Source organism: Micrococcus sp. SL257 (genome assembly GCF_026625585.1).
In the GTDB taxonomy this organism is placed as follows: domain Bacteria; phylum Actinomycetota; class Actinomycetes; order Actinomycetales; family Micrococcaceae; genus Micrococcus; species Micrococcus luteus.
This window is the reverse complement of the sequence record NZ_CP113053.1, coordinates 685,762-711,591: the sequence shown is the minus strand read 5'-3', so window position 1 is coordinate 711,591 and position 25,830 is coordinate 685,762. Positions and strand designations below refer to the sequence as shown.

The window sequence follows — 25,830 nt, the reverse complement described above, 5'->3', positions numbered from 1 at the left end:
TCCACCGACTCACAAGGAGCATCCGCATGACCGTCGGTCTCACCCTGTACGTCCTGATGTGGCCCGTCCTCGTGCTGGCCGTCCTCGTCGCGATCGCCCGCGGCTTCGTCGCCGACTGGGCCGCGGCCCGCCGCGAGGGCCGCTCGATCATCTGAGGCCTCCGCCGGGGGCGGCCCGTGACCCTGGTGGTCCTCGCCCTCGACACGGTCTTCCGCCTGACGCCCGCCGAGACCTCGGCCGCCATCCCGGGCATCGCCGGGCTCGAACACTTGCTCGTGACCGCCGGTCTCGCGCTGCTGTTCGTCGCCCTGTACGGCGGCGTGCGGGAGCGTCAGGCCCACCTCGAGACGGGCCGCGCCGGCGGCGCCGTCGTCGAGGGGGCCTGACCCGCTCGATCCCCTGCTATACCGCGCCCGCGTCAGCGAGCGCGGTCGAGCAGGATCACGTCCAGGCGGCGCGGCCCGTGCACGCCTTCGACGCGCTCGAGCTCGATGTCGCTCGTGGCCGAGGGACCGGAGATCATGGTGATCGGCGCCGTCGCCTCCACGCGGGCCAGCGCCTCCGGGAAGAGCTCCACCACGGAGTCCAGCGGCACGATGCACACGTGGTGGTCCGGGACCAGGGTGATCGCCCGGCGGCCCTCGTCGGGGCGGCCGCTGAGGAAGATCGTCCCGGTCTCCGCGCAGGAGACCGTCGAGGACGTCACCACCGCGTCCACCTCGTTCAGCGCGTCCACGCTGAGGGGCTCGCGCTCGCCGTCGTGGGCGCCGCGGACCGCGGCCCGCTCCCCCGTGTGGCCCACCGCGGGCTCCGTGATGCGCTCCCGGCCTGCCCCGCGGGAGTCCGTGGGGAGCCAGTCCGGCTCCAGGCCGGCCGGCACCACGTACCGGGCGTCCGGGCCGAGCAGCTCGGCGGTGGCCGCGGCCACCGTCTCCTCGGTCTCGTCCCGCACGGAGGCCCGGTAGTCGATCAGCCGATCGCGCAGCAACTCCACCACCTCGGCCCGGTCCCGGGAGGAGGTCCGCCGGTAGGTGCGCTGCACCGGGTCCGCGACCGGCCCGTCCGCCGTCGCCTCGCGGATGCGCCGCAGGATCTCGGCCTTCGCCTCGCTCATCGTCCGTCCTCCTCGACGTGCTCGTCCTCCTGGCGGTCCAGCCCGGCGACGCCGTCCAGGGCGGTCCGGTGCTCGGTCTCATCCTTGTGGCGGGCCCACCAGTTGCGGAAGGACTCCCGCGGGGGCGCCGGCACGTCACGCTCGTGGGTCCATCCGCCGGCGATGCCCGGCAGCCAGCCGAGCACCCGGTCCGGCCCGGCCGCGACCCGGCCCAACCCCAGGCCCCGCTCGGCCAGCGACATGCGCCGACCCGAGGACATCACCACGGAGGCGCCCTTCATCGCCACGTCCATCTGCGAGGGCGTGACGGACTCCACCGCCGCCTTGGCGCGGGCCAGGGGGCCGGCAGCGGCGTCCTTCTCCGTGCGCAGGGCCTTCCGGGCGGCGTGGGTGGCCTGCACGTCCTCGTCCCGGAGGTGGATGAGGATCGAGGGGATGTCGATGGCCACGGGGCAGACGTCGTAGCACGCGCCGCACAGCGTGGAGGCGTAGGGCAGGGTGCCGTTCTCCCCCGCGTCCACACCGGTGAGCTGCGGGGAGAGGATCGCGCCGATCGGGCCCGGGTAGACCGAGCCGTAGGCGTGGCCGCCGGTCTGCTCGTACACGGGGCACACGTTCATGCACGCCGAGCAGCGGATGCAGTGCAGCGCGGAACGGCCCTTCGGGTCGGACAGCACCGCGGAGCGGCCGTTGTCCAGCAGGACCAGGTGGAACTCCTGAGGACCGTCGCCCTCGGTGACGCCCGTCCACATGGAGGTGTACGGGTTCATCCGCTCGCCCGTGGACGAGCGCGGCAGCAGCTGCAGGAACACCTCGAGGTCCTCGAAGGTGGGCACGAGCTTCTCGATGCCCATCACGGTGATCAGCGTCTCCGGCAGGGTCAGGCACATGCGGCCGTTGCCCTCCGACTCGACGACGGAGAGCGTGCCCGTCTCGGCGACGCCGAAGTTCGCCCCGGAGATCGCCACCTTCGTGCTCAGGAACTTCTCGCGCAGGTGCCGGCGTGCGGCCTCGGCCAGATCGGCCGGCTCGGAGGTGAGGCTCTCGTCCGTGTCCGGCATCTCCCGGAGGAAGATATCCCGGATCTCCCGGCGATTGCGATGGATCGCCGGGACGAGGATGTGGCTGGGCCGGTCGTGGCCGAGCTGGACGATGAGCTCGGCCAGGTCCGTCTCGACGGCGGCCACGCCGGCATGCTCGAGCGCGGCGTCCAGGCCGATCTCCTGGGTGGCCATGGACTTGACCTTGATCACCTCGTCCACGCCCTTGGCGGTGACGAGCTCCGTGATGATGCGGTTGGCCTCGGCCGCGTCCCGGGCCCAGTGCACGACGCCGCCGCGCGCGGTGACCTCGGACTCGAGCCGCTCCAGGAGCGCGGGCAGGTCCGCCATGACGGACTGCTTCAGCGCGGAGCCGGCGGCGCGCAGCTCCTGCCAGTCCGGCAGCTCCTCGACGACGCCGGCACGCTTGGCACGGATGGTGTGCGTGGCCCGGCGGATGTTGGCGCGCATCTGGCCGTTCCCCAGCTGCTCGCGGGCAGACTCGGGGAACGGGGTGTTCAGCAGGATCTCGCCCTCGCCGTGGACGGGGCGGACGGTGGGCATTCCCAGGCGCACGCGGGTGGGTGCGGTGCTCATCGGCGGGCCTCCTCAACACGGGCGGACGGTCCGCGGCGGGCGCCGGCGGACGCGGGGATGGACAGTTCGACGGGGCCGTCGACCTCGAGCGGGTTCTCCCGGGTGGCCGCGAGGATCTCGGCGAGGTGCACGGTGCGCAGCGGGCGGCCGTCCTGGCCGCGCGCCTCGCGACGGTGCATGGCCCCGTCCAGGTGGAGCAGGCAGGAGGCGTCGCCGCCCGTGCAGAGGGAGGCGCCGGACGCGGTGACCTTCTCGATCTTCTCCTCCGCGATGGCGGCGGAGACGTCCGGGTTCTTCAGGGAGAAGGTGCCGCCGAAGCCGCAGCACTCCTCGGCGTCCGGCAGCGGGCGCAGGTCGATGTCCGCGACGGTGCGCAGCAGGTCCTCCTGGCGCGAGCCCAGGCGCAGCAGGCGCATGCCGTGGCAGGAGGGGTGGTAGGTCACGGTGTGCGGGAACCAGGAGCCGAGCTGGGCCCCGGCGTCCGTCACCCCGAGGACGTCCGTGAGCAGCTGCGACAGCTCGAGGGTGCGGGAGGCGACGACCTCGGCGTCGCGGGCCAGACCCTCGTCCCCGCCGGAGCGGGCGACGTCCGGCTGCTGGTGGCCGAGCGAGGCCACGCAGGAGGCGGAGGGGGCGACGGCGAGGTCGTAGTCGGCCTTCATGAAGGTGCGGACGTGGTTGCGCACCACGGGCAGGGCGTCCTTCACGTACCCGCTGTTGACGTGCATCTGCGAGCAGCAGACCTGGCCGGGCGGGAAGACCACCTCATGGCCGAGCCGCTCGAGGATGCGGACGGTGGCGAGGGCCACCTTGGGGTACATCGCGTCCACGATGCACGTGGCGAACAGGGCGATTCTCATGCCGGTCTCCGTTCCGGACGGGGCGCCTGGGGCGCCGTGCGGTGCGCCAGCACACGGGTGCCGTAGTGGTCAGACCATATCATGCCAGCCTCTTGCAAGGTGACCACCCTCACAGTACGCTCCTTGGTCTGACCACAGTGGTCCGACCATCACCGGCCCGACCGGATCCCGCCCCGTCCCCTCGCCCACCGGGAGACCCCCGTGCACACCTTCACCCCCACCCCCGATGCCGCCGGCAGCGTCGCGCTCTCCGCCGCGCTCGGCGTCCTGCCCCTGCTGACGTTCTTCGCCACCCTCCTCGGTCTGCGCCTCAAGGCCTGGCAGTCGGGGCTCGCCGCGCTCGTGGTGGCCCTGCTCGTGGCCGTGCTGGGCTTCCACATGCCGGCCCACCTGGCGGCGCTGGCCGCCGCCCAGGGAGCGACCTTCGGCCTGTTCCCGATCGTCTGGATCGTCGTGATGGCGCTGTGGTTCTACCAGGTCACCGTGCTCTCCGGGCGATTCGACGACATGCGCGCGATCTTCGACTCGCTCGGCGGCGGAGACATCCGCATCCAGGCCGTGCTCATCGCGTTCTGCTTCGGCGGCCTGCTCGAGGCCCTCGCCGGCTTCGGCGCCCCCGTGGCCATCACGGCCACCATGGTGCTCGGCCTGGGTGTGCCCCCGCTGCGGGCGGCCACCGCCGTGCTGCTGGCGAACACCGCGCCCGTGGCCTTCGGCGCCGTGGGCACCCCCATCACCACCGCGGGCACGCTCACCGGCATCCCCGCCACGCACATCGGCGCGATCGTCGGCCACCAGGCCCCGTTCGTGGCCGTGTTCGTGCCGTTCCTGCTCGTGTTCATCATCGACGGGCTGCGCGGCGTGCGGCAGACGTGGCCGGCACTGATCGTGATCGGCGCGAGCTTCGCCGTCGCCATCTGGCTGGCCTCGACCTACTTCTCCTACGAGCTCACCGACGTCGTGGCCTCCCTGGTCTCCCTCGCCGCCGCCGTCCTGCTGCTGCGCTTCTGGCGGCCGCGGGGCGCCGAGGAGGCCCGCCAGCGCCTCGACGCCCCCGCCCGCGCGGCGGCGCAGGACCTCACCCCCGGCCGGATCTTCATGGCCGTGCTGCCCTACATCGTGGTCGTGGCCGTGTTCGCCCTGGCCAAGCTGGTCCCCTCGATCACCGCGGCCCTGAACTCCGCCACCGCCAAGATCCCGTGGCCCGGGCTCGACGGGCACCTCGTCGACGCCTCCGGCGCGCCCCTGGCGAGCACCGTGTACAAGTTCGAGTGGCTGGCCTCCCCCGGCACGCTGCTGCTGATCGCCGGCCTGATCATGGCCGTGGTCTACTCCCGGTTCGACCACGACGGCCGGTTCCCGCTCTCGGTGGGGAACGCGCTCGCCGAGATCGGCCGCTGCTTCGCCCGCATGCGCTGGTCCGCCCTGACGATCGTGATCGTGCTCTCCCTGGCCTACGTCATGAACTTCTCGGGCCAGACGGTCGCCATGGGCACGTGGGTGGCCGGCCTGGGCGCGGCCTTCGTGTTCCTGTCCCCGGTGCTCGGCTGGCTCGGCACCGCCGTGACCGGCTCGGACACCTCCGCGAACGCCCTGTTCTCCACCCTGCAGCAGACCGCCGCCACGAACATCGGCGCCGATCCGGCCCTGCTGGTGGCCGCCAACACCTCCGGCGGCGTCGTGGGCAAGATGATCTCCCCGCAGTCCCTGGCGATCGCCGCGACGGCGGTCGGCATGGAGGGCCGGGAGTCCGAGATCCTGCGCCGCGTGGTGGTGTGGTCGCTCGTGCTCCTGCTGGCGGTGTGCACGCTCGTGTACCTGCAGTCCAACGTGCTGGCGTGGATGCTGCCGGCGGCGGGCTGACCGCCTGCACCACCCGAGCGGGGCGGCGTCCATCGGTAGGATGGACGGTCGCCGCCCCGCCCCCTCGGAAGGTCCGTCCATGACCGCTGCCCCCGCCTACACCATCGTGCTCGACTGGCTCGAGGCCGAGCTGCGCTCCGGCGCCGTGGTCGTGGGGGACAAGCTGCCCGGCGAACGCACCCTGGCCGAACGCTTCGGCATCTCCCGGGCGTCCGTGCGGGAGGCCACCCGGATGCTCGAGGCCATGGGCCTGATCCGCGCCAGCGCCGGCTCCGGGCCGAACTCGGGCGCCGTCGTCGTCTCCGAGCCGTCCGCGGCGCTGGGCTGGGCGCTGCGCCTGCACATCGCCACCCGGTCCCTGCCGATGGCCGACGTCGTCGCCGCGCGCGTGCTCCTCGAGACCGATGCGGCGCAGGCGGCCGCCGCCACCTCCGGCGACCCCGAGAGCGTCGCCGTCCTGGCCGAGGTGGAAACCCTGCTGGACCGGATGGACGACCCCGCGCTGCCGGAAGAGGACTTCCACCTGCTCGACACCGAGTTCCATGTGCGGCTGGCCACCCTGGGCGGGAACGTCGTGACGGCGATGATGCTGGACTCCCTGCGCCAGGCGACCATCGGCTACGTGACCGAGACCGTGGCCGGGCTGTCCGACTGGCCCGCCGTGCGCGCCGGCCTGCAGGCCGACCATCGGCGGATCCTCGCCGCCTCCGCCGCCGGGGACGGCCGGGCGGCCGCGCAGGAGCTGCGGGAGCACGTCCTCGGCTTCGCCGCCCTCGCCCAGACCGGCAGGGTGCCCGCCGGCGGCTGAGCCGGCGAAGGGTCCGGCGCGCGCGGGGTCCCGCCGGACGGACGGCTCCGGCGGTTCAGGCGGTGACGCCGTGCACCAGGGCGCCCACGCCCACGGCGGTCAGCGAGCCCAGCGCACAGCAGAACTCCACGAGCATGCCCATGCCCATGGCCGTGAGCGCGCCGATCGAGCTGCTGAGCGCGGCCCGGGCGTCCCGGGTGCGGGCCCACTGGGAGGCGAACAGGCCGACGGCGAAGCCGAGGAACAGCCCTACCACCGGGATCACGAAGAACCCGACGGCGGCCCCGGCCACCCCCCACAGGATCGGGCCGCGGGTGACGCGTTCACGTCGCAGCCGTCGGCCGGTCAGCACCGCGGACGCGCTCAGCCCCGCCACGGCGAGACCGGCCGCGATGACGCCGAACGTCCAGGACGCGGGGGAACCCAGCAGCGCGGCCCACCCGAGAGCCGTCACGAGGTTGAGCAGCGAGCCGGGCAGGACGGGGTACACGGTGCCCACCAGCCCCACCAGGAGCAGGAGCACGGCCACGAGGGAGATCAGCGCGGGAGTCACCGCACCAGTATGACGGGACGGGCACCGCGGTGACGGCGGCACCGGCGACCGCGCAGCGGCCCCCGCGCCCTCGCCGGAACGGGCCGGATGGGCTAGATTCGCCGCATGTTGGTCGCCGTGCCCACCGAAGTGAAGAACAACGAGTTCCGTGTGGCCCTGACGCAGGGCGGGGTCCAGGAGCTGGTGCGCGCAGGCCACCAGGTCCTCGTGCAGTCGGGGGCCGGCGCCGGCTCCGGCGCCTCGGACCAGGACTACCGCGACGCCGGCGCCGAGCTGGTCGACGACGTCGACGAGCTCTGGGAGCGCGCCGAGCTGGTCCTCAAGGTCAAGGAGCCGCAGCCGGAGGAGTACGGCCGCCTGCGCCGCGGCCAGGTCCTCTTCACCTACCTGCACCTGGCCGCCTCCCCCGCGTGCACGCGGGCGATCCTGGACGCCGGCACGACGGCGATCGCCTACGAGACGGTCACCCGCGGTCGCTCCCTGCCGCTGCTGGCCCCCATGAGCCAGGTGGCCGGCCGCCTGGCCCCCGCCGCGGGCGCCTACCACCTCCTCCAGCCGCAGGGCGGCTCGGGTGTGCTGATGGGCGGCGTGCCCGGCACCCGCCGCGCCCGGGTGGCCGTGATCGGCGGAGGTGTGGCCGGCGAGGCGGCGGCCGTGATCGCCGCGGGCATGGGCGCGGACGTGACCGTCCTGGACATCTCCCTTGAGCGGCTCGCGCAGCTGGACGCCGTCCACCAGGGCCGGATCCGCACGCTGGCCTCGTCCCACCTGAACATCGGTGAGACCGTGGCGGACGCGGACCTCGTGATCGGCTCCGTGCTGATCCCCGGCGCCGCGGCCCCGAAGCTGGTGACCGCCGAGATGGTGGAGTCCATGCGGCCCGGCTCGGTGCTGGTGGACATCGCGATCGACCAGGGCGGCTGCTTCGAGAACTCGCGGGCCACCACCCACCAGGACCCGACGTACCTCGTGGGGGACAAGATCTACTACTGCGTCTCCAACATGCCCGGCGCCGTGCCCCAGACCTCCACCTCGGCCCTGACCAACGCGACGCTGCCCTACATCAAGCGCATCGCCGACCTCGGATGGCGTGCGGCGCTGGCCGCGGACGAGGGCTTCGCCGGGGGCCTCAACGCCCACGACGGCGCGCTCACCCTGCCCTCCGTCGCCACGGCCGTGGCCGACGAGCTCGGCCTGGACCCCCAGAAGGACGTCCGCGTCACCTCCGAGGTGCTCGCGGAGGCCTGAGCCCCGCGAGGAACGCCCGGTGGAAGGACCAGTCGCCGGTCACCTCGGGGTGGAAGGCCGTGGCGAGCAGGTGGCCCTGCCGCACGGCCACGGGCAGCCGCGCGTCGCCGTCGAGCCCCGGGTCCGCCGCGGGCACGGACAGACGCGACGTCGGCACGCTCGCCAGGACCTCGACGCCCTCCCCCGCCTGGAGGACGGCGGGGGCGCGGATGAACACGGCGTGCACCGGCTCCGCCGCGACCGCGGGGATGTCCAGGTCCTCCTCGAACGAGTCGACCTGCGCGCCGAAGGCGTTGCGCCGCACGGCCACGTCCAGCACGCCGAGCCCGCCCTGATCCGGCGCCGGGTTGCGGATCTCCCGGGCCAGCATGATCAGCCCCGCGCACGTGCCGTAGGCGGGCAGGCCGTCGCGGAGGGCGGCGATGAGCGGGTCCTTCAGCCCCATAATCCGGGCGAGGCGGTCCATCACGGAGGACTCGCCGCCGGGCAGCACGATGCCGTCCAGACCCTCGAGGTCCGCGGGGCGGCGCACCGGGCGCGTGCGCGCGCCGAGGGCCTCGAGCACGTGCACGTGCTCCCGCACGTCGCCCTGGAGGGCGAACACGCCGACGGTCTTCTGTGGACTCACCAGCCGCGCTCGGCCAGGCGGTGCGGAGCGGGCAGGTCGCCCACGTTGATGCCCACCATGGCCTCGCCCAGGCCGCGGGAGGCCTCGGCGACCGCCATCGGGTCGTCGAACTGGGCGGTGGCCTTGACGATGGCGCGGGCGCGCTCGGCCGGGTTGCCGGACTTGAAGATGCCGGAGCCCACGAACACGCCGTCGGCGCCCATCTGCATCATCAGGGCCGCGTCGGCCGGGGTGGCCACGCCGCCGGCGGTGAACATCACGACGGGCAGGGCGCCGGTCTCGGCGACCTCGCGCACCAACTCGTACGGCGCCTGCAGCTCCTTCGCGGCCACGTACAGCTCATCCTGGGCCAGGCCCTGGAGCTGGGCGATCTCCTTGCGGATGGTGCGGATGTGCTTCACGGCCTCGGAGACGTCGCCGGTGCCGGCCTCGCCCTTGGACCGGATCATGGCCGCGCCCTCGGTGATGCGGCGCAGGGCCTCGCCGAGGTTGGTGGCGCCGCACACGAAGGGCACGTCGAAGTCCCACTTGTCGATGTGGTTCACGTAGTCCGCCGGGGAGAGCACCTCGGACTCGTCGATGAAGTCCACCTTGAGCGCCTGCAGCACCTGGGCCTCCACGAAGTGGCCGATGCGCGCCTTGGCCATCACGGGGATGGACACGGCCTCGACGATGCCGTCGATCAGGTCGGGGTCGGACATGCGGGCCACGCCGCCCTGGGCGCGGATGTCGGCCGGGACCCGCTCGAGCGCCATGACGGCCACGGCGCCGGCGTCCTCGGCGATGCGCGCCTGCTCCGCGTTGACGACGTCCATGATCACGCCGCCCTTCATCATGTCCGCCAGGCCGCGCTTGACGCGGGTCGTGCCGGTGCCGCGGGCGCCGTCGTCGGCGGCGGAGGCGGTGGAGGCGGAGAAGCTGAGGGCGCGCTCGTCGCTCATGGGGGTCCTTCCGAAGGGGTGGCGACCCCGGCCGCGGGTCGGCTGGCCGGGGCGAAGACGCGGTCAACTCTAGTCCCCCGGCGACGAAGCCCGGCCCGCGTCACGGACAACGACGTCACCCGGCCCCGTGCCGGCGCAGCGTGCGGCGTCGGCGCCAGACGACGAACGCGGCCACGGACGCGAGGATCAGCACGAGGGCGAGGACGCCCCGGCCCTCTCCGAGCGCCGCGCCGATGACGGCCCACACCACGGCCATCCCGACGGTCCCGTACACCACGCCCCACAGGAACGTGCCGAGCGCGGCCGCCGGCAGGAACCGGCGCCAGGGCATGCAGGCGACGCCGGCGGAGCCGATCACCGCCGTCTGGATGCCCACCGTGAGGTAGCAGAACGGGATGGCCCACACCCCGTAGCGCTGGATGAAGCGCTGGGCTCGGACATAGACGGGCCCCTCCATCACGTGGGCGAACCAGCGGGTCCGCTCGACGCCGGAGGCCAGCCCCCGCCCGAGCGAGAACACGATCAGGGTGCGCAGGATCGCCAGCATCCAGAAGAACCCGATGGACCACAGCAGCGGCAGCCCGTCGATCCACGCCATCATGGGCGGAGCCACCCGTCGGTGCGGGGACTCATGCGCGCGCCCCGGCCGTGCTCACGCGTTCCAGAGCCCGTACGAGTCCGCGAGGTCCGCGATCTTCTGGGCACGCAGCACGCGGGGCAGGTACGAGCCGTCGCCGACGGCGGCGCCCTGAGCATGCTTCTCGAGCAGGTCGCGGGCCCACGCGAGCTCGTCCTCGGACGGGGACATCGCCCGGTTGACCCAGTCCACCTGATCCCGGTTCAGGACGAGGCGGCCGGTCATGCCCATCGAGGCGGTGACGGCGCTGGACTCGATGACCGCGTCCTCACCGTCCGTGTTGCCGGGCGGTCCGTCGATCGCCCCGGGCAGACCGCCCACGCGGGAGGCGATCACCATGCGGGAGCGAGCGTAGGCCATGGCCAGCGGGTCCTCGCCGACGCCGACGTCCTTGCGGAAGTCGTTCACGCCGAAGGCGAGACGGAACGTGCCCGGCGCCTTGGCCACGGCCGTGGCGTTCTCGATGCCCAGGGCGGACTCCAGCAGGGCGATCACCGGGGTGCCGGCGCGCAGCCGCATGGCGGTGAACGTGACCTGCTCCGGCTCCTCGGTCTCGGCCAGCACGACGCCGCGCACGCCGTCGAGGCCCGCGAGCGCCTCGAGGTCCCGCTGCCAGTGGTCCGTGGAGGTCGCGGAGATGCGCACCCACGCCGTCATGCCGCCGGAGAGGGCGTCCACGACGTGCCGGCGGGCCGTGTCCTTCTGCTCCTCCGGCACGGCGGCCTCGAGGTCGAAGATGACGGAGTCGGCCTCGGAGGCCAGGGCGGGGGCGAACGCGTCGGGGGTGGCCGCGTTGACCAGCAGCCAGGAGCGGCTGAGCTTGGCGGGCAGGGCGGCGGCGCGACGGTTCCTCACGGGCATGGCCTCCAGCCTAGCCCGCCGCGGCCGTCCGCCCGCGGGCCCCTTCCCACCCGTGGGAGGCCTCACATCCGCTCGCGGCGGGCGAGGCGGACGGCCGTAGCATGGAGAGGCCGTCGGCCCGTCCGACGCCGCCGAGCCCCGACCGCCAGGAGTACCCGATGCGCCCGACCTCCCCTTCCCGCGCCCTGCGGCTCACGGGTGCCGTGGCCGCCGCGTGCCTGCTGGCCGGCTGCGCGGTCGACCCCGGCCTGGCCGAGGATTCGGCGTCCGACGACGGCGTGCCCCTGCCCGCGACGGAGGGGTATCAGCCGCTGACGGTCTACCTCGCCGTCGCGGAGGCGGAGGCGGTCCCGGGGACGAGCGGCCGGCCCTTCGGCTGCGGCGACCTGCTGGTGCCCGTGCAGACCGTGCCGACGGACACCGAGGACGAGGCGGACGCCGCCCTGGACTTCCTGTTCGCGGACGAGCGCGGCTGGCACGGCGACCCGTCGCTGTGGAACGCCGTGTTCGACGCGCGCGAGACCCTCACCCCGACCGGGCACCGCCGCGAGGGCGACGTGGAGATCTTCACCTTCACCGGCGCCGTGACGCCGGAGGACGACTGCACGGCCGAGCGGATCCGCGCCCAGCTGCAGGCGACCGCCGCCGCCTTCACGTCAGCGGGACAGGTCCGGCTCGAGGTGGACGGCCGGGACCTCGACGACGTGCTGGGGCTCGAGCCGCTCCGCCTCGGCGAGTCCGTGGACGTCCCGCAGGGGGACCCCACGCCGAGCGGGGAGCCGAGCGACGAGTCCGGCGAGCAGACGTGGGCGCCGGAGGGCGAGTCGCCGGAGGACACGTGGGCTCCGGCCGAGCCCTCGGACGAGACCTGGGCGCCGGCCGAGGAGTCGTCGTGGGGTCCCGCCGAGCCGACCCAGGGCACGTGGTCCCCCGGCCCGGAGCCGAGCGCCCCCTGACCGCGCGACCCGCCGTCGTCGCCCGTCATCGGACGTTCGGACACGGCCGCGCCGTGCTATAGGGTGCCGAGCGTGCGGAACCTCCGAGATCACCTGTCCCAGCGCGCCGTCGGCGTGAAGCAGTCCGCGGTCCGCGACGTCTTCGACATCGCGATGGACCCGAACCTCGTCTCGCTCGCGGGCGGGAACCCGTGGCTCGCTGACCTGCCCCTCGACGAGCTGGGCCGGATCGCCTCCGACCTGATGACCCGGTTCGGCACGGAGTCGCTGCAGTACGGCCCCGGCCAGGGCACCGAGGAGATGCGCGCCGCCGCCGCCACCGTCATGGCCGCCGACGGCATCCCGGACGCGGATCCCGACCTCGTGGTCATCACCCCCGGCTCGCAGGCCGCGATCGACACCGCCTGCCGGGCGTTCGCGAACCCGGGCGACGTCGTCGTGGTGGAGGACCCCACGTTCGTGGGCGCGTTGACCACCTTCACCACATGGCAGCTCGAGGCCGTGGCCACGGGCACCGACGACCAGGGCCTGGTGCCCGCGGCCCTCGACGAGACCCTGACCCGCCTGGCCGCCGAGGGCCGCCGCGTGGCCTTCCTCTACACGATCCCCTCGTTCGCGAACCCCTCGGGCGCCCTGCTGCCCCCGGGACGCCGCGCCGAGGTGGGCGCGATCTGCGAGAAGCACGGCGTGCTCATCGTGGAGGACAACCCGTACGGGCAGATCGCGTTCGACGGCGAGCCCGTCGCCCCGATCGCCGCCGACCACCGGGACAACGTGGTCCACCTCGGCACGATGTCCAAGATCTTCTCCCCGGGCGTGCGCATCGGCTGGGCGCTCGTGCCGGCCGCGCTCAAGCGCGAGTTCTACCTGTGCGCGGAGTCCGCCTACATCCACGCGTCCACGTACTCGCAGATGCTCTCCACCGCCTTCGTCACGCAGCTGGACTGGCAGGGCCACGTCCGCCACGTGACCGGGCTGTACCGCGAGCGGGCCGGGGCGCTCGTGGACGCGGTGCGTGAGCACTGGGACCCGGCGGTCGAGTTCATCACCCCGCAGGGCGGCTTCTTCCTGTGGGCCACCCTGCCCGTCGGGGTGGACACCCTCGAGGTGATGCACCGCGGCATCGAGGCGGGCGCGGTGTTCGTGCCGGGGGCGGCCTTCACCCCCGTCGAGGGCACGCGCTCCACCCTGCGCCTGGCGTACTCGTTCGTGGCGGCCGAGAAGCTCGTGGAGGGCGTGCGGCGCCTGGCCCCGGCGGTGAACGAGTCGATCGCCCGGGCCCGCTGAGCCGCGGCGGGCGCCCACGACGACGTCGGCCCGGCGCGTCTGCCGGGCGTGCGACCTCTTCCCCGGGCCCGCGAGATCGTATACGATCTCGACCATGACGCAGAGCACACCGGATCCCACGCCCACCGTCACCGAGCACGACTTCACCGTCCGGGAGAACCGGCCGGGCAAGGTGCTCGCCGTCCACCTGAACTACCCCTCCCGCATCGCCCAGCGCGGCCGGTCCCCGCAGGCCCCCGGCTACTTCCTCAAGGCCGGCACCTCCCTCGCCCGCACCGGCGACACCATCGAGCGCCCCGCCGGCACCGAGCTGCTCGCCTACGAGGGCGAGATCGCGCTGATCATCGGCCGCACCGCCCGGCGCGTCAGCCCGAAGGAGGGCTGGTCGCACGTCTCCGGCATCACCGCCGCCAACGACTGGGGCCTCTACGACCTCCGCCACGCGGACAAGGGCTCCAACGTCAAGAACAAGTCCGGCGACGGCTACACCCCGCTCGGCCCCGCGGTGATCTCCGCCGCGGGCCTGGACCCGGCCGCCCTGCGCGTGCGCACCTGGGTCAACGGCGAGATCGTCCAGGACGACACCACCGAGGGCCTCGTCTTCCCGTTCGGCCGGCTCGTGGCCGACCTCTCGCAGCTCATGACGCTCGAGGAGGGCGACGTCATCCTCACCGGCACCCCCGCCGGCTCCTCCGTGGCCCAGCCGGGCGACGTCGTCGAGGTGGAGGTGGACGCCCCCAGCGCCCCCGGCGCACCGACCACCGGCCGCCTGGTGACGACGGTCGTCGACTCGGAGCACTCCCTGGCCCCGTTCGGCGCGCAGCCGCAGGTGGACGACGTGCAGCGCGAGGAGGCCTGGGGCTCCCGCGAGGCCGCCGGTCTGGCCCCGCAGGCCGCGGCGCCGTCGTCGTCCGCGGTGGACGAGAACGGCCACTGGGTCGCGAGCGCCCCGCAGCCGGACCGCTCCCTGCTGACCCCCGAGCTGCGCGCCAAGATCGACGCCATCGCGGTGGCCACCCTCACCGCCCAGCTGCAGAAGCGCGGCGTCCAGAACGCGACCATCGACGGCCCGCGCCCGATCCACCGGGGTCGGCGCGTCCTCGGCTACGCCAAGACCCTGCGCTACATCCCCAAGCGCGAGGACCTGGCCAAGGAGTTCGGCGGCGGCTTCAACGCCCAGAAGCGGGCGATCGACTCGGTGCAGCCGGACGACGTGGTGGTCATGGAGGCCCGTGGCGAGCACGGCACCGGCACCCTCGGGGACGTCCTGGCCCTGCGCGCCCAGGTGAACGGCGCGAACGCCGTGATCACGGACGGCGGCATCCGCGACTCCGCCGCCGTCGCCGAGGTCGGCCTCCAGGTGTACGCCGGCGCCACGCACCCGGCGGTGCTGGGCCGCCGTCACATCCCGTGGGAGGTCGGCGGCACCATCGCCTGCGGCGGCACCACCGTGCAGCCCGGCGACATCATCGTCGGCGACGACGACGGTGTGGTGGTCATCCCGCCGTCCCTGCTCCAGGAGGTTGTGGACGACGCCTACGAGCAGGAGCTCCAGGACGCCTGGGCGTACGAGCAGGTCAAGGCCGGCTACCCGGTGGACGGGATGTTCCCCCCGAACGCCGAGTGGAAGGCCAAGTTCGCCGAGTACCGCAAGACCCTGCCGGACGCCCCGGCCCCGGAGGGCGACGCCTGAGCATGCGCCGCACGGACATCGGAACGGTCGGCCTCGCAGGCGCCCCCGTCTCCAAGGCGGACCGCGCCTACCAGGCGATCCTCGAGGGGATCCGGGACCAGCGCCACGAGCCGGGCGACCGGCTGGTGCTGTCCCAGATCGCCGCGGAGCTGGGCATGTCCGTGGTGCCCGTGCGGGAGGCGATCCGCCGCCTGCAGTCCGAGAAGCTGGTGGCCTACGAGCGCAACGTGGGCGCCACCGTGGTGGGCATCGACCCGGTCGAGTACCGCCACACCATGGAGACGCTGGCGCTGGTGGAGGGGTTCTCCACCGCCCAGTGCGCCCCGCACGTGACCGCCGAGGACCTCGCGGCGGCCCGCGAGGTGAACGCGACCATGCGCGCGATGACGGAGTCGGAGACGGCCTGGGACCCGGTGACGTTCACCGAGCTCAACCGCCGCTTCCACTCGATCCTGTTCGAGCATCACCAGAACGAGCACGTGCACGACCTGGTGCACCGCGGCTGGAACCGCCTGGCCGCGCTGCGCTCCTCCACGTTCGCGTACGTGCCCGGCCGGGCGGTGGCCTCCGTGGACGAGCACGAGCACCTGCTGCGCCTGATCGAGGACGGGGCGCGCTTCGAGGAGATCGAGGCCGCCGCCCGCGCCCACCGCCTGAACACCCTGCGCGCCTACCTGGAGCACAGCGCCGAGCCGTCCGCGTGACCGCCGGCCGGACCGGCGCCGACGTCGTCGGCGCCAGACCCCGACCATCCGCCCCCGAAGCACTCAGCGAAAGAGACACCATGACGGAGAAGACCAGCATCGAGGCCCGCACGCCCGAGGGCCTGCCCGACGTCCTGCGCCACTACATCGACGGCGAGTTCGTCGACTCGATCGACGGCGACACCTTCGAGGTGCTCGACCCGGTGACCAACGAGCCGTACCTGACGGCCGCCTCCGGCAAGGCCGCGGACATCGACCGCGCCGTCGCCGCCGCGAAGCGGGCCTTCGAGTCCGGCGAATGGTCCCAGGCCCTGCCGCGCCAGCGTTCCCGTGTGCTGCACCGGATCGCCGACATCATGGAGACCCGCGGCGACCAGCTGGCCGAGATGGAGTGCTTCGACACCGGCCTGCCGATCAAGCAGGCGAGGGGCCAGGCCGCCCGCGCCGCCGAGAACTTCCGCTTCTTCGCGGACCTGATCGTGGCCCAGCACGACGACACCTTCAAGGTGCCGGGTCGCCAGATCAACTACGTGAACCGCAAGCCGATCGGCGTCGCCGGCCTGATCACCCCGTGGAACACCCCGTTCATGCTGGAGTCCTGGAAGCTGGCCCCGGCCATCGCCACCGGCAACTCGGTGGTCCTGAAGCCGGCGGAGTTCACCCCGCTCTCGGCCTCCCTGTGGGGCGGGATCTTCGAAGAGGCCGGCCTGCCGAAGGGCGTGTTCAACATGGTGCACGGCTTCGGTGAGGAGGGCTACGCGGGCGACCCGCTCGTGAAGCACCCGGACGTGCCGCTGATCTCCTTCACCGGCGAGTCCCGCACCGGCCAGATCATCTTCGCCAACGCCGCCCCGCACCTGAAGGGCCTGTCCATGGAGCTCGGCGGCAAGTCCCCGGCCGTGGTGTTCGAGGACGCGGACCTGGACGCGGCGATCGACGCGACCATCTTCGGCGTGTTCTCCCTGAACGGCGAGCGCTGCACCGCCGGCTCCCGCATCCTGGTCCAGCGCTCCGTCTACGACGAGTTCGTGGAGCGCTACGCCGCCCAGGCCTCCCGCGTGAAGGTCGGCCTGCCGAACGACGAGACCACCGAAGTCGGCGCCATCGTGCACCCGGAGCACTTCGAGAAGGTCATGTCCTACGTGGAGATCGGCAAGACCGAGGCCCGCCTGGTGGCCGGCGGCGGCCGCCCGGAGGGCTTCCCCGAGGGCAACTTCGTGCAGCCCACCGTGTTCGCGGACGTGGCCCCGGACGCCCGGATCTTCCAGGAGGAGATCTTCGGCCCGGTGGTGGCCATCACCCCCTTCGACACGGAGGAGGAGGCCCTGCAGCTGGCCAACAACACCAAGTACGGCCTCGCGGCGTACATCTGGACGAACGACCTCAAGCGCGCCCACAACGTCGCGCAGAACGTGGAGGCCGGCATGGTGTGGCTGAACTCCAACAATGTGCGGGACCTGCGCACCCCGTTCGGCGGGGTGAAGGCCTCCGGCCTGGGCCACGAGGGCGGCTACCGCTCGATCGACTTCTACACCGATCAGCAGGCCGTGCACATCAACCTCGGCGAGGTCCACAACCCGGTGTTCGGCAAGCAGGAGCAGGCCGCGGCGAAGATCGACGGCTGACCCGCACTGACCGGCGACCACGACGGCGCCCGCACCGTCCCCGCGACGGTGCGGGCGCCGTCGTCGTGGTGGGGCCGCGCCGGGTCTCTCCCCCGGCCCACCGACGCGGGTTGAGTTGTCGCGGGTGCGGGCGCCCCGGACCCGCGACAACTCAACCCGCGTTCCTCGACGGCCTTCCCGCCGGTCGCCTGGATCGTATACGATCGAGCCCGTGACCGTGTCCCAGGCCACAGCGCACCGCCCCCTCACCAAGGAGCACCGATGACCAACCTCGAGAGCCGCCAGAAGACCTCCTCCGGCTTCTTCGTCACGAAGGAAGCCCCCATCGACCCGGAGAACCCCCTCCCCACCCCGACGTCCGAGGCACCGGACATCCTGCGCTGCGCCTCGATGGAGCTCGTGGTCACGGACCTCGCCGTCTCCCGCGAGTTCTACGTGGACGTGCTCGGCCTGGTGGTCACCGAGGAGGACGAGGAGACCGTCTACCTGCGCTCCATGGAGGAGTTCATCCACCACAACCTGGTGCTGCGCCAGGGCGAGACCGCCGCCGTGGCCGCGTTCTCCTACCGCGTGCGCACCCCCGAGGACCTGGACAAGGCGGTCGCCTTCTACGAGGAGCTGGGCTGCCGTGTCGAGCGTCGGAAGGATGGCTTCGTCAAGGGCGTCGGCGACTCCGTGCGCGTCGAGGACCCGCTGGGCTTCCCCTACGAGTTCTTCCACGACGTCGAGCACGTGGAGCGCCTGGCCTGGCGCTATGACCTCTACACCCCGGGCGCCCTGGTCCGCCTGGACCACTTCAACCAGGTGACCCCGGATGTGCCGCGCGCCGCCCGCTACATGCAGGACCTGGGCTTCCGCGTCACCGAGGACATCCAGGACGAGAAGGGCACCGTCTACGCCGCGTGGATGCGCCGCAAGCCCACCGTGCACGACACCGCCATGACCGGCGGCGACGGCCCCCGGATGCACCACGTGTGCTTCGCCACGCACGAGAAGCACAACATCCTGGCGATCTGCGACAAGCTCGGCGCCCTGCGCATGTCCGACCACATCGAGCGCGGCCCGGGCCGCCACGGCGTCTCCAACGCGTTCTACCTCTACCTGCGCGACCCGGACGGCCACCGTGTGGAGGTCTACACCCAGGACTACTACACCGGCGACCCTGACAACCCCGTGGTCACCTGGGACGTGCACGACAACCAGCGCCGCGACTGGTGGGGCACCCCGGTCGTGCCGTCCTGGTACACCGATGCCTCCCGCGTGCTGGACCTCGACGGCAACCTGCAGCCGCTGGTGTCCCGCACCGACGACTCGGAGATGGCCGTGACCATCGGCGCCGACGGCTTCTCCTACACCCGCGAGGGGCAGGGCGAGGAGTCCCTGCCGGAGTGGAAGCAGGCCGAGTACAAGCTCGGCAACCAGCTCTGACCGGCACGGCCGGGGCCGCGATCCGGGGGCATCACGACGACGGCGGGCACCCAACGCAGGTGCCCGCCGTCGGCGTCCGCCCTCCCTGCCACCCTCCGCGTCTCCCCGCCCCGCGCCGTTCGAGGCGGAAAATCCATCTCATTCGAGCCAGGAGGGCCAGTTTGAGCTCGATTTCCCGCCTCAAAGCGTGGGGAGCAGGGGTGTCCCGCCTCGCAGACGGGCGTCGGGGGGCTGGCCTGGCTCACGGTGCACCGCCGCCAGCCCGGGCTGGGCATCGGGACGCGCACCCCGGACTGATCCGGGGCGGTGACAGGATGGCGACGGGGCCGGGGGCCGAGCCGCGTAATCGTATACGATCAAGGCCAGGCCCCTGCCCGTCGTCGTGAAGGAGACCGCTGTGCTGGACCACGAGACCCACCTCAAGATCGCCGACGAGCTGCACCGCGCGGGCATCGACCGCGTGCCCGTGCCGCGGCTGACCGCGCGCTACCCGGAGATGGAGATCGAGGACTCGTACGCCATCCAGCGCATCTGGGCCGAGCGTCAGGTCGAGGCGGGCCGCCGCAAGGTGGGCCACAAGATCGGCCTGACCTCCAAGGCCATGCAGGACGCGACCGGGATCGACGAACCGGACTACGGCGTGATCTTCGACGACCAGGTGTTCGAGTCCGGCCACGTGTACGAGTGGAAGAAGTACACCCATCCGCGCATCGAGATGGAGCTGGCGTTCGTGCTGCGGGACGAGCTGCGCGGGCCCGGCCTGAACCTGATGGACGTGCTGCGCGCCACCGAGTACGTGGTGCCCGCGCTGGAGGTGCTGGACTCGCGCATCGAGATGGCCGGCCGCACCATCACGGACACCATCTCGGACAACGCCGCCCTGGGCTCCCTGGTGATCGGCGGCCGCCCCGTGGGCGTGCACGACGTCGACCTGCGGTGGGTCTCCGGCATCCTCTCCCGCAACGAGGAGATCATCGAGACCGGGGTGGCCGCGGGCGTGCTGAACCACCCGGCCAACGGCGTGCACTGGCTGGCCAACCGCATCGCCGAGCACGGGGACGCGCTCGAAGCCGGTGAGATCGTGCTCGCCGGCTCCTTCACCCGCCCGATGTGGGTGTACGAGGGCGACACCGTCTACGCCGACTACGGCCCGCTCGGCACCATCACCTGCCGCTTCGCCTGACCCGCCCGTCGTCGTCGCCCCGCCCGCCCGCGCCCGCCCGCAACGCGGGTTGACCTATCACCAGTACGACGCCGCTCCACCCGCGACAACTCAACCCGCGTCGGGTGGAGGGCGCGGAGAACCCCGGAGGAACGTCCCATGCCCGTCCGCCACAACCCGCAGCCGCTGTTCCGCGACCTCTTCACGCCCGAGGCCGTCGCCGCCCGTGGGGGCCGCCCCGCCGCCGGCATGTTCCTCTCCTCGGGGGACCCGACGACGGCGGAGATCTGCGCCGGCGCGGGCCTCGACTACCTGCTCATCGACGCCGAGCACGCCCCGCTGACCCTGCAGGACGTCCTCGCCCAGCTGCGCACGATCGCCGGCTACCGCGTGCCCACCCTGGTGCGTGTGCCGGCGCTGGACACCGTGGCCATCAAGCAGTTCCTGGACCTGGGCGCCCAGACGCTGCTGGTGCCCATGGTCGACGACGCCGAGATGGCCCGCAGCGCCGTGGCCGCCGCCCGCTACCCGGACGGCTCCGCCGAGGGCGGGGTGCGCGGCGTGGGCTCCGCCCTGGCACGCTCGGGCCGCTGGAACCGGATCCCCGGCTACCTGCCCGGCGCGGCGGACCACGTCTCCGTGATCGTGCAGATCGAGACTGCCGCGGGCGTGCGCAACGCCGACGAGATCGCGGCGGTGGACGGGATCGACGGCGTCTTCATCGGCCCCTCGGACCTCTCCGCGTCCCTGGGCCTGCTCGGCCAGCAGTCGCACCCGGACGTGGTGGCCGCGGTCGAGGAGGTCATCACGAAGGTCAAGGCCGCCGGGAAGTTCGTGGGCGTCAATGCGTTCGTGCCCGCGCAGGCCGACGCCTACGCCGTCGCCGGCGCGGACTACGTCAACGTGGGCGCCGACGTCGCCCTGCTGGCCCGCGCCGCCGAGGCCCTCGCCGACCGCTGGTGCCCGGCCCCGAGCAACGCCGCGGCCGACGGGCAGAGCGCGCCCCGCGCGTCGTACTGATCCGGTCATCCCCTCACTTCGGGGCGCGAAATCCACCCCATGGACGCCCGATCCTGGCCCATGACGTGGATTTCCCGCCTCGAATGGCTCGGGGCCGGCGCCCCGGGGGACGTCACCGCCTCCTGCACAACCACGCCGGGCCCCCTCGTGCGTCCCCAGGCCCCCGCTCGTCCGTCTCGGGACGCGGAGCGACGGGGCACGCTCGCCGCATGCCCCGTCGTCCCGCCCCGCTGCCGCCGTCGATCGACCCCGCCGCCTTCACGGTCGACGACGCGCGCCGGGCGGGTGTGACGTGGTCCCGACTGCAGTCCTCAGACCTGCGGCGGCTGCGCCACGGCATCTACGGGCCGGCCGGCCCTGCGGCGGCCTCCGTCCGTGAGTGGACGATGGACGAGGTCCGCGCGTACCAGCGGCGCCACCCCGGCGTCGTCGTCAGCCATGAGACCGCCGCCCGCCTGCACGGCCTGACCGTGCCCGCACGGCTGCTGGCCCCCGGTGCGGTGCACGTCAGCGTCGGCACCTCGGGCGGCCGGCCGGTCCAGGCGGGTCTGGTGCCGCACCGCATCGAGGTGCCGGAGGGACAGCGGATGACGCGGGGCGGCGTGCTCGTGACGACGCCGGCCCGCACGCTGTGGGACCTGTGCGCGGCACGGTCGGCGCTCACCGAGCGGGACGTCGTCGCCGCCGGTGACGCGCTGCTCTACCCGCCGTGGCTGCCCGGCGGCGGACGCGGGGCTCCCGCCTACACCCCGGAGGAGCTCGTCCGATCGCTGGCCGAACGGGGACGTTTCCAGGGGCGAGGACTGGCCCGGGCGGCGCTGGCGAGGATGCGCGTGGGGGCGGATTCGCCGCGCGAGACACGTCTGCGGCTGGCGCTCGTCGATGCCGGGCTGCCGGAGCCCGAGGTGCAGTGCCGGCTGGACCCGTCAGACCGCCGCGCTCCGACGGTCGACCTCGGGTATCGGCCGTGGCGCCTCGCGTTGCAATACGAGGGCGAGCACCACCGCTCCGCCGAGCAGCAGGCCCGGGACGTGCTGCGCGACCGCTGGTGCGCCGACCGCGACTGGCTCTCGATCAAGGTCATGTGGGCCGACGCCCGGGACGACTACGCGGACGTCGTCGCCCGGGTGCGGCGCCGGGCGGCCGCGTTCGGTGGGTGACCCGGTGAGATCCACGGCCCCCGCGGCCCGCCACGGCCCCCTCGTTTCGAGGCGGGAAATCCAGGTCATAGCACTCTGGTCCACGCCCATGGGGTCGATTTCCCGCCTCGAAAGGACGGGTGCGGTGGGAGTCGGCCCGTGAACACCCGTGCTCCCCCACGTAGCGTGGCCCCATGACCACGTCCGCCCCCACCCTGAGCTCGCATTTCGCCGACACCTTCCCCGAGCTCGCCCTGCCCTGGCAGGCCCAGGCCACGGACGGCCCGCAACTCGTCCTGCTCAACGCCGGCCTCGCGGCGGAGCTCGGCCTCGACGCCGCGTGGCTCGCCACCGACGACGGCGTCCGCTTCCTCACCGGCGAGCAGCTCGGCCCGGACGCACGGCCGGTCGCGCAGGCGTACGCGGGCCACCAGTTCGGCCACTACTCCCCCCGCCTGGGCGACGGGCGCGCCCTCCTCCTCGGCGAGCTCACGGCTCCGGACGGTCGGCTCCACGACCTGCATCTCAAGGGCTCCGGTCGCACGCCCTTCGCGCGCGGCAACGCCGACGGGCAGGCCGTGCTCGGCCCCATGCTCCGCGAGTACGTGGTCTCCGAGGCGATGCACGCCCTCGGCGTGCCGACCACGCGGGCGCTCGCCGTCGTCGCCACGGGCCACCCGGTCCGCCGCGAGACCGTGCTGCCGGGTGCGGTGCTGGCCCGGACGGCCGCGTCGCACCTGCGCGTCGGCACGGCCCAGTACGCCGCGGCCCTCCCCGAGCAGGCGCACCCCACGGAGGTGCTGCGCCGGATCGTCGACGAGGCCATCGCCCGCCACCACCCGCACGCCACCGACGCCGAGCACCCCGCGCTCGCGCTCTACGAGGCGGTGATCGCCGCGCAGGCCGAGCTCATCTCCCGCTGGATGCTCGTCGGCTTCGTGCACGGTGTGATGAACACGGACAACATGACCCTGTCCGGCGAGACCATCGACTACGGCCCCTGCGCGTTCATCGACGCCTTCGACCCGGCCGCGAGCTTCTCCTCGATCGACACCCAGGGCCGGTACGCGTACGGCAACCAGGGGCCCATCGCCGCGTGGAACCTCGCCCGGCTCGGCGAGGCCCTCGTGCCCGTGCTCGACGACGACCCCGACCGCGCCGTCGCACTCGCCCAGGAGGCGCTGGGCAGGTTCCACGGCGCCCATCTCGCGGCGTGGCGGGGCGGACTGCGGGACAAGCTCGGCCTCCCGGCGTCGGTGGCGGAGGACGACGTCGCCGCGCTCACCGACCGCCTGTTCCCGTGGCTGGCCGCGGCGCGGGCCGACTGGACCTCGTTCTGGGTGCGGCTGGCCGAGCACACGGCGCCGCCCGTGGACGACGACGCGGCCCGCACCGAGGCGGCACGGCTCGTCCCCGGCGCCCCGGACCCCGCGGGGCTCGCCGCCTGGCTCTCGGACTGGCGGGCGATGGGTCCCGATCCGGCCCGCATGCGCGCGGTGAACCCCGTCTACATCCCGCGGAACCACCTGCTCGACGAGGCCCTGACGGCCGCGGAGGACGGGGACCTCACCGCCGTCCACCGGCTGCTCGAGGCCGTGACAGATCCCTTCACTCCGCGCCCCGGGTTCGAGCGGTACGCGGAGCCGGGTCCGGCGGACGGGGCCCCGTTCGTCACCTACTGCGGCACCTGACCGCTTGTCGTTGACGAAACGGACGCCCTCCAGGGCACTTTCGTTGACGAAACGGGCGCTCTCACCCCCGCGCCAGCGACTTGACCGGCACGGCCGGGTCCGCGAGCGCGGCGGCGTCCACCACGATCCCCCGGTCGATGATGCGCCGGGCGGCCTTGACGGTCATGGGGTCGTCGATCGACGCGGCCCCGCGCAGGGTCCCGTCCGCGGCCAGGGCGAAGCTCGCCACCACGACGCCGCGCACCTCGCGGTCCACGATCCGCCCGCCGGCCGGCACCGTCATGTCCCCCACGGCCTCCACGTGGGCGTCGTACCGGTCGGACCAGAACCACGGGGCGCCCGGGGCGTCCGCCTGCTCCCCCAGGATCGCCGCCGCGGCGGCCGCACCGGAACGCAGCGCCGGCTCCCAGTGCCGCGACGGCGCCCACGCGGACCCCCGGGCCCGCGCGGCATCGCCCACGGCCAGGATCCCGGGCACGGTCGTGCGGCCCGTCGCGTCCGTGAGCACGCCGTCGGCCACCTCCAGACCGGCGTCCTCGGCGAGGGCGGTGTCCGGCACGGTGCCGCCGGCCAGCACCACGACGTCGGCGTCCACGGTCCGCCCGTCGTGGAGGTGGAGCCGGTGGGCGGCCGGCAGCGCGGCGCCGCCGTCGGCATCCCGGTGCTCGATCCAGGCCGCCCGGCCGACCTCGACAGCGACCCCGTGCTCGACGTGCATCCGGTGCAGGCGGGCGGCCAGCGCCGGCCCGACCGCCGCGCGAGCCGGGGCGTCCGTCCCGGTCACGAGCGTCACCGCGGCGAGCGAGCGGCGCGCCGCGGCCGCGACCTCCGCCCCCGTGAAGCCGCCGCCCACGACCGCCACCTCGGCCCCGAACGTCAGGCGGTCGCGCAGGGCCTCGGCGTCGGCGCGGGTGCGCAGGGTGATCAGGTCCGGGTGGTCGGCGCCGGCGACGTCGAGGGCCCGGGGTCGCCCGCCCGTGGCGAGCACGACCGCGTCCGCGTCCAGGACCCGCCCGGAGGCCGTCTCCACCCGGTGGGGCGCGGGGCCGCCGTCGGGGTGGACACCGCCCGGCACCACCCGGACCGCCAGGTCCTCCACCAGCTCCACCCCGTGCTCGGCGAACCACGCCGGCGGGGCGAGCAGCAGGCGGTGCGCGTCCGTGTCGCCGGTCAGGAACTCCTTGCTCAGGGGCGGCCGGTCATAGGGCACGCCCTGCGGGTCCACGAGGGCGATCCCGCCCGCGAAGCCGCGGCGCCGCAGCTCGCGGACCACGGCGAAGCCCGCGACGCCGCCGCCCACCACCGCGACCGAGCCGGGCATGCCTGCCGGGGCGTCGACGTCGTGGTTCATGCGCCGGGGACGAGGTAGAGCTGGCCCTCGCGCTCCTCGACGCGGTGCACGCCGACGCCCTTGGTGGCGGGCAGGCAGAGCGCCTCGCCGGTGCGCAGGCAGAACTGCGCGGCGTGCAGCGGGCACTCCACGCGGTCGTCCTCGAGCCAGCCCTCGGCCAGCGAGGCGTCCTCGTGGGTGCACGTGTCGTCGATCGCGTGGAACTCGCCCGCGTCCGTGTGGAACACCGCGACGTCGTCCCTCGTCCCCGCCGTCGCCGCCGGGACGACGATCGCCTCGCCCTCCGGGACGTCCGCCGCCGCGCCGATGTGGATCGGCTCCGCCATGGTCTGCCTCCTCTGGTTCCCGGGCCGGGCGGCCCGTGGTGGTCTCCCGCCACCGTATCCCCCGGCGCGGACCCGACACCCCTCCGCTGTGCTCCGCCCCGGCGCCACACCGTGCCCACCTGTGAATGGGTGAACCGGACATCACGGGGGCGTGAAATCACCTGACAGGCCCGAGAAAAAGGTCCCCGGGAATGGTCGATCACGCTACGATCACGACGGCTCTCCGGCCGTCATCCCGCCCTCACCACGTCACCGCCCCGGGGATGCGACACGGCCCGCGCCTGTCATTCCTCGGGCA

At 73.5% G+C, this 25,830-nt stretch carries 25 protein-coding genes; 15 read left to right on the top strand and 10 right to left on the bottom strand.

The features are described 5' to 3' along the window. The first annotated feature begins 26 nt into the window (after positions 1 to 26). Positions 27 to 155, top strand: a complete 129-nt coding sequence (locus OVA32_RS03365) for a putative transporter small subunit (RefSeq protein WP_036339645.1) — start codon at positions 27 to 29, stop codon at positions 153 to 155. A gap of 21 nt (positions 156 to 176) precedes the next feature. Beyond that, positions 177 to 386 (top strand): hypothetical protein, encoded by a 210-nt coding sequence (locus tag OVA32_RS03360; RefSeq protein WP_020624127.1) that lies wholly within the window; start codon positions 177 to 179, stop codon positions 384 to 386. 32 nt (positions 387 to 418) lie between these two features. On the opposite strand, the gene OVA32_RS03355 is transcribed toward OVA32_RS03360, so the two are convergent. The 3 genes from OVA32_RS03355 to OVA32_RS03345 are packed head-to-tail and all read right to left on the bottom strand — an operon-like array spanning position 419 to position 3,611. Then, complete coding sequence (locus OVA32_RS03355; protein WP_206481715.1) at positions 419 to 1,114, bottom strand: LutC/YkgG family protein; 696 nt, start codon at positions 1,112 to 1,114, stop codon at positions 419 to 421. Further along, positions 1,111 to 2,751, bottom strand: coding sequence for a LutB/LldF family L-lactate oxidation iron-sulfur protein (locus OVA32_RS03350; RefSeq protein ID WP_206481712.1), 1,641 nt, complete (start codon positions 2,749 to 2,751; stop codon positions 1,111 to 1,113). The genes OVA32_RS03355 and OVA32_RS03350 overlap by 4 nt, the downstream gene beginning before the upstream one ends. Continuing rightward, a complete protein-coding gene (locus OVA32_RS03345; RefSeq protein ID WP_036313467.1) occupies positions 2,748 to 3,611 on the bottom strand; it encodes a (Fe-S)-binding protein in 864 nt (287 codons plus the stop codon). The genes OVA32_RS03350 and OVA32_RS03345 overlap by 4 nt, the downstream gene beginning before the upstream one ends. A gap of 201 nt (positions 3,612 to 3,812) precedes the next feature. Here OVA32_RS03345 and OVA32_RS03340 point away from each other — a divergent pair, with 201 nt between their 5' ends. Together OVA32_RS03340 and OVA32_RS03335 are read left to right on the top strand one after the other, a co-directional pair. Further along, on the top strand, positions 3,813 to 5,474 hold the full coding sequence (locus tag OVA32_RS03340) for an L-lactate permease (RefSeq protein ID WP_020628227.1): 1,662 nt from the start codon (positions 3,813 to 3,815) through the stop codon (positions 5,472 to 5,474). Positions 5,475 to 5,553: 79 nt separating this feature from the next. Further along, positions 5,554 to 6,282 (top strand): FadR/GntR family transcriptional regulator, encoded by a 729-nt coding sequence (locus OVA32_RS03335; RefSeq protein WP_036313468.1) that lies wholly within the window; start codon positions 5,554 to 5,556, stop codon positions 6,280 to 6,282. Between the two features lie 55 nt (positions 6,283 to 6,337). Here the strand turns inward: OVA32_RS03335 and OVA32_RS03330 are convergent, their stop codons facing one another. Then, positions 6,338 to 6,835, bottom strand: a complete 498-nt coding sequence (locus OVA32_RS03330; RefSeq protein WP_036339666.1) for a DUF456 domain-containing protein — start codon at positions 6,833 to 6,835, stop codon at positions 6,338 to 6,340. Positions 6,836 to 6,940: 105 nt separating this feature from the next. Between OVA32_RS03330 and ald the strand changes: the two genes are divergently transcribed. Then, the gene (gene ald / locus OVA32_RS03325) at positions 6,941 to 8,083 is read left to right on the top strand and encodes an alanine dehydrogenase (RefSeq protein ID WP_206481710.1); all 1,143 of its coding nucleotides are present in this window, start codon (positions 6,941 to 6,943) and stop codon (positions 8,081 to 8,083) included. Here the strand turns inward: ald and pdxT are convergent. From pdxT to OVA32_RS03305, 4 genes are all read right to left on the bottom strand, one after another. Continuing rightward, complete coding sequence (pdxT, locus tag OVA32_RS03320; protein ID WP_041102621.1) at positions 8,055 to 8,711, bottom strand: pyridoxal 5'-phosphate synthase glutaminase subunit PdxT; 657 nt, start codon at positions 8,709 to 8,711, stop codon at positions 8,055 to 8,057. The genes ald and pdxT overlap by 29 nt on opposite strands. Beyond that, positions 8,708 to 9,652, bottom strand: a complete 945-nt coding sequence (gene pdxS / locus OVA32_RS03315; RefSeq protein ID WP_002857913.1) for a pyridoxal 5'-phosphate synthase lyase subunit PdxS — start codon at positions 9,650 to 9,652, stop codon at positions 8,708 to 8,710. Before pdxS ends, pdxT begins: the two co-directional genes overlap by 4 nt. A 115-nt stretch (positions 9,653 to 9,767) precedes the next feature. Continuing rightward, positions 9,768 to 10,253, bottom strand: coding sequence for a DedA family protein (locus tag OVA32_RS03310; protein WP_267715217.1), 486 nt, complete (start codon positions 10,251 to 10,253; stop codon positions 9,768 to 9,770). A 51-nt stretch (positions 10,254 to 10,304) separates the two neighbouring features. Beyond that, a complete protein-coding gene (locus OVA32_RS03305; protein ID WP_267715215.1) occupies positions 10,305 to 11,150 on the bottom strand; it encodes an HpcH/HpaI aldolase/citrate lyase family protein in 846 nt (281 codons plus the stop codon). A 158-nt stretch (positions 11,151 to 11,308) separates the two neighbouring features. Between OVA32_RS03305 and OVA32_RS03300 the strand changes: the two genes are divergently transcribed. The 10 genes from OVA32_RS03300 (at position 11,309) to OVA32_RS03255 (ending at position 23,855) form a co-directional block, all read left to right on the top strand. After that, complete coding sequence (locus OVA32_RS03300; RefSeq protein WP_159228072.1) at positions 11,309 to 12,106, top strand: hypothetical protein; 798 nt, start codon at positions 11,309 to 11,311, stop codon at positions 12,104 to 12,106. Positions 12,107 to 12,178: 72 nt separating this feature from the next. Further along, positions 12,179 to 13,393 (top strand): PLP-dependent aminotransferase family protein, encoded by a 1,215-nt coding sequence (locus OVA32_RS03295; protein WP_267715212.1) that lies wholly within the window; start codon positions 12,179 to 12,181, stop codon positions 13,391 to 13,393. 94 nt (positions 13,394 to 13,487) lie between these two features. Then, on the top strand, positions 13,488 to 15,086 hold the full coding sequence (locus OVA32_RS03290; RefSeq protein WP_060974213.1) for a fumarylacetoacetate hydrolase family protein: 1,599 nt from the start codon (positions 13,488 to 13,490) through the stop codon (positions 15,084 to 15,086). A gap of 2 nt (positions 15,087 to 15,088) precedes the next feature. Further along, a complete protein-coding gene (locus OVA32_RS03285; RefSeq protein ID WP_036383628.1) occupies positions 15,089 to 15,790 on the top strand; it encodes a GntR family transcriptional regulator in 702 nt (233 codons plus the stop codon). Positions 15,791 to 15,870: 80 nt separating this feature from the next. Further along, the gene (gene hpaE / locus OVA32_RS03280) at positions 15,871 to 17,415 is read left to right on the top strand and encodes a 5-carboxymethyl-2-hydroxymuconate semialdehyde dehydrogenase (protein ID WP_036383626.1); all 1,545 of its coding nucleotides are present in this window, start codon (positions 15,871 to 15,873) and stop codon (positions 17,413 to 17,415) included. A gap of 261 nt (positions 17,416 to 17,676) precedes the next feature. After that, positions 17,677 to 18,843: a 3,4-dihydroxyphenylacetate 2,3-dioxygenase gene (hpaD, locus tag OVA32_RS03275; protein WP_267715208.1), complete on the top strand. Its 1,167-nt coding sequence runs from the start codon at positions 17,677 to 17,679 to the stop codon at positions 18,841 to 18,843. Between the two features lie 397 nt (positions 18,844 to 19,240). Next, positions 19,241 to 20,026, top strand: coding sequence for a 2-keto-4-pentenoate hydratase (locus OVA32_RS03270; RefSeq protein WP_119217764.1), 786 nt, complete (start codon positions 19,241 to 19,243; stop codon positions 20,024 to 20,026). A 138-nt stretch (positions 20,027 to 20,164) separates the two neighbouring features. Then, positions 20,165 to 21,025 carry an HpcH/HpaI aldolase family protein gene (locus OVA32_RS03265; protein ID WP_324287925.1) on the top strand — a complete coding sequence of 287 codons (861 nt, stop codon included), beginning with the start codon at positions 20,165 to 20,167 and terminating at the stop codon, positions 21,023 to 21,025. Positions 21,026 to 21,234: 209 nt separating this feature from the next. Then, complete coding sequence (locus OVA32_RS03260) at positions 21,235 to 22,185, top strand: hypothetical protein (RefSeq protein WP_166437489.1); 951 nt, start codon at positions 21,235 to 21,237, stop codon at positions 22,183 to 22,185. A 173-nt stretch (positions 22,186 to 22,358) separates the two neighbouring features. Next, a complete protein-coding gene (locus OVA32_RS03255) occupies positions 22,359 to 23,855 on the top strand; it encodes a protein adenylyltransferase SelO (protein WP_267715202.1) in 1,497 nt (498 codons plus the stop codon). Positions 23,856 to 23,916: 61 nt separating this feature from the next. Here the strand turns inward: OVA32_RS03255 and OVA32_RS03250 are convergent, their stop codons facing one another. Beyond that, positions 23,917 to 25,206, bottom strand: coding sequence for an NAD(P)/FAD-dependent oxidoreductase (locus OVA32_RS03250; RefSeq protein ID WP_267715200.1), 1,290 nt, complete (start codon positions 25,204 to 25,206; stop codon positions 23,917 to 23,919). Further along, positions 25,203 to 25,532, bottom strand: a complete 330-nt coding sequence (locus tag OVA32_RS03245) for a bifunctional 3-phenylpropionate/cinnamic acid dioxygenase ferredoxin subunit (protein ID WP_002857882.1) — start codon at positions 25,530 to 25,532, stop codon at positions 25,203 to 25,205. The genes OVA32_RS03250 and OVA32_RS03245 overlap by 4 nt, the downstream gene beginning before the upstream one ends. Positions 25,533 to 25,830: the final 298 nt, after the last annotated feature.

Bases quoted from the DNA above. Each gene is read 5' to 3' on its own strand.
- OVA32_RS03335 (WP_036313468.1), top strand. From the start codon at position 5,554: ATGACCGCTGCCCCCGCCTACACCATCGTGCTCGACTGGCTCGAGGCC.
- OVA32_RS03355 (WP_206481715.1), bottom strand. From the start codon at position 1,114: ATGAGCGAGGCGAAGGCCGAGATCCTGCGGCGCATCCGCGAGGCGACG.
- OVA32_RS03265 (WP_324287925.1), top strand. From the start codon at position 20,165: ATGCCCGTCCGCCACAACCCGCAGCCGCTGTTCCGCGACCTCTTCACG.
- ald (WP_206481710.1), top strand. From the start codon at position 6,941: ATGTTGGTCGCCGTGCCCACCGAAGTGAAGAACAACGAGTTCCGTGTG.
- OVA32_RS03250 (WP_267715200.1), bottom strand. From the start codon at position 25,206: ATGAACCACGACGTCGACGCCCCGGCAGGCATGCCCGGCTCGGTCGCG.
- hpaD (WP_267715208.1), top strand. From the start codon at position 17,677: ATGACCAACCTCGAGAGCCGCCAGAAGACCTCCTCCGGCTTCTTCGTC.
- OVA32_RS03305 (WP_267715215.1), bottom strand. From the start codon at position 11,150: ATGCCCGTGAGGAACCGTCGCGCCGCCGCCCTGCCCGCCAAGCTCAGC.
- OVA32_RS03300 (WP_159228072.1), top strand. From the start codon at position 11,309: ATGCGCCCGACCTCCCCTTCCCGCGCCCTGCGGCTCACGGGTGCCGTG.
- OVA32_RS03255 (WP_267715202.1), top strand. From the start codon at position 22,359: ATGACCACGTCCGCCCCCACCCTGAGCTCGCATTTCGCCGACACCTTC.
- OVA32_RS03350 (WP_206481712.1), bottom strand. From the start codon at position 2,751: ATGAGCACCGCACCCACCCGCGTGCGCCTGGGAATGCCCACCGTCCGC.
- OVA32_RS03285 (WP_036383628.1), top strand. From the start codon at position 15,089: ATGCGCCGCACGGACATCGGAACGGTCGGCCTCGCAGGCGCCCCCGTC.
- pdxS (WP_002857913.1), bottom strand. From the start codon at position 9,652: ATGAGCGACGAGCGCGCCCTCAGCTTCTCCGCCTCCACCGCCTCCGCC.
- OVA32_RS03310 (WP_267715217.1), bottom strand. From the start codon at position 10,253: ATGATGGCGTGGATCGACGGGCTGCCGCTGCTGTGGTCCATCGGGTTC.
- OVA32_RS03365 (WP_036339645.1), top strand. From the start codon at position 27: ATGACCGTCGGTCTCACCCTGTACGTCCTGATGTGGCCCGTCCTCGTG.
- hpaE (WP_036383626.1), top strand. From the start codon at position 15,871: ATGACGGAGAAGACCAGCATCGAGGCCCGCACGCCCGAGGGCCTGCCC.
- OVA32_RS03290 (WP_060974213.1), top strand. From the start codon at position 13,488: ATGACGCAGAGCACACCGGATCCCACGCCCACCGTCACCGAGCACGAC.
- OVA32_RS03345 (WP_036313467.1), bottom strand. From the start codon at position 3,611: ATGAGAATCGCCCTGTTCGCCACGTGCATCGTGGACGCGATGTACCCC.
- OVA32_RS03245 (WP_002857882.1), bottom strand. From the start codon at position 25,532: ATGGCGGAGCCGATCCACATCGGCGCGGCGGCGGACGTCCCGGAGGGC.
- OVA32_RS03260 (WP_166437489.1), top strand. From the start codon at position 21,235: ATGCCCCGTCGTCCCGCCCCGCTGCCGCCGTCGATCGACCCCGCCGCC.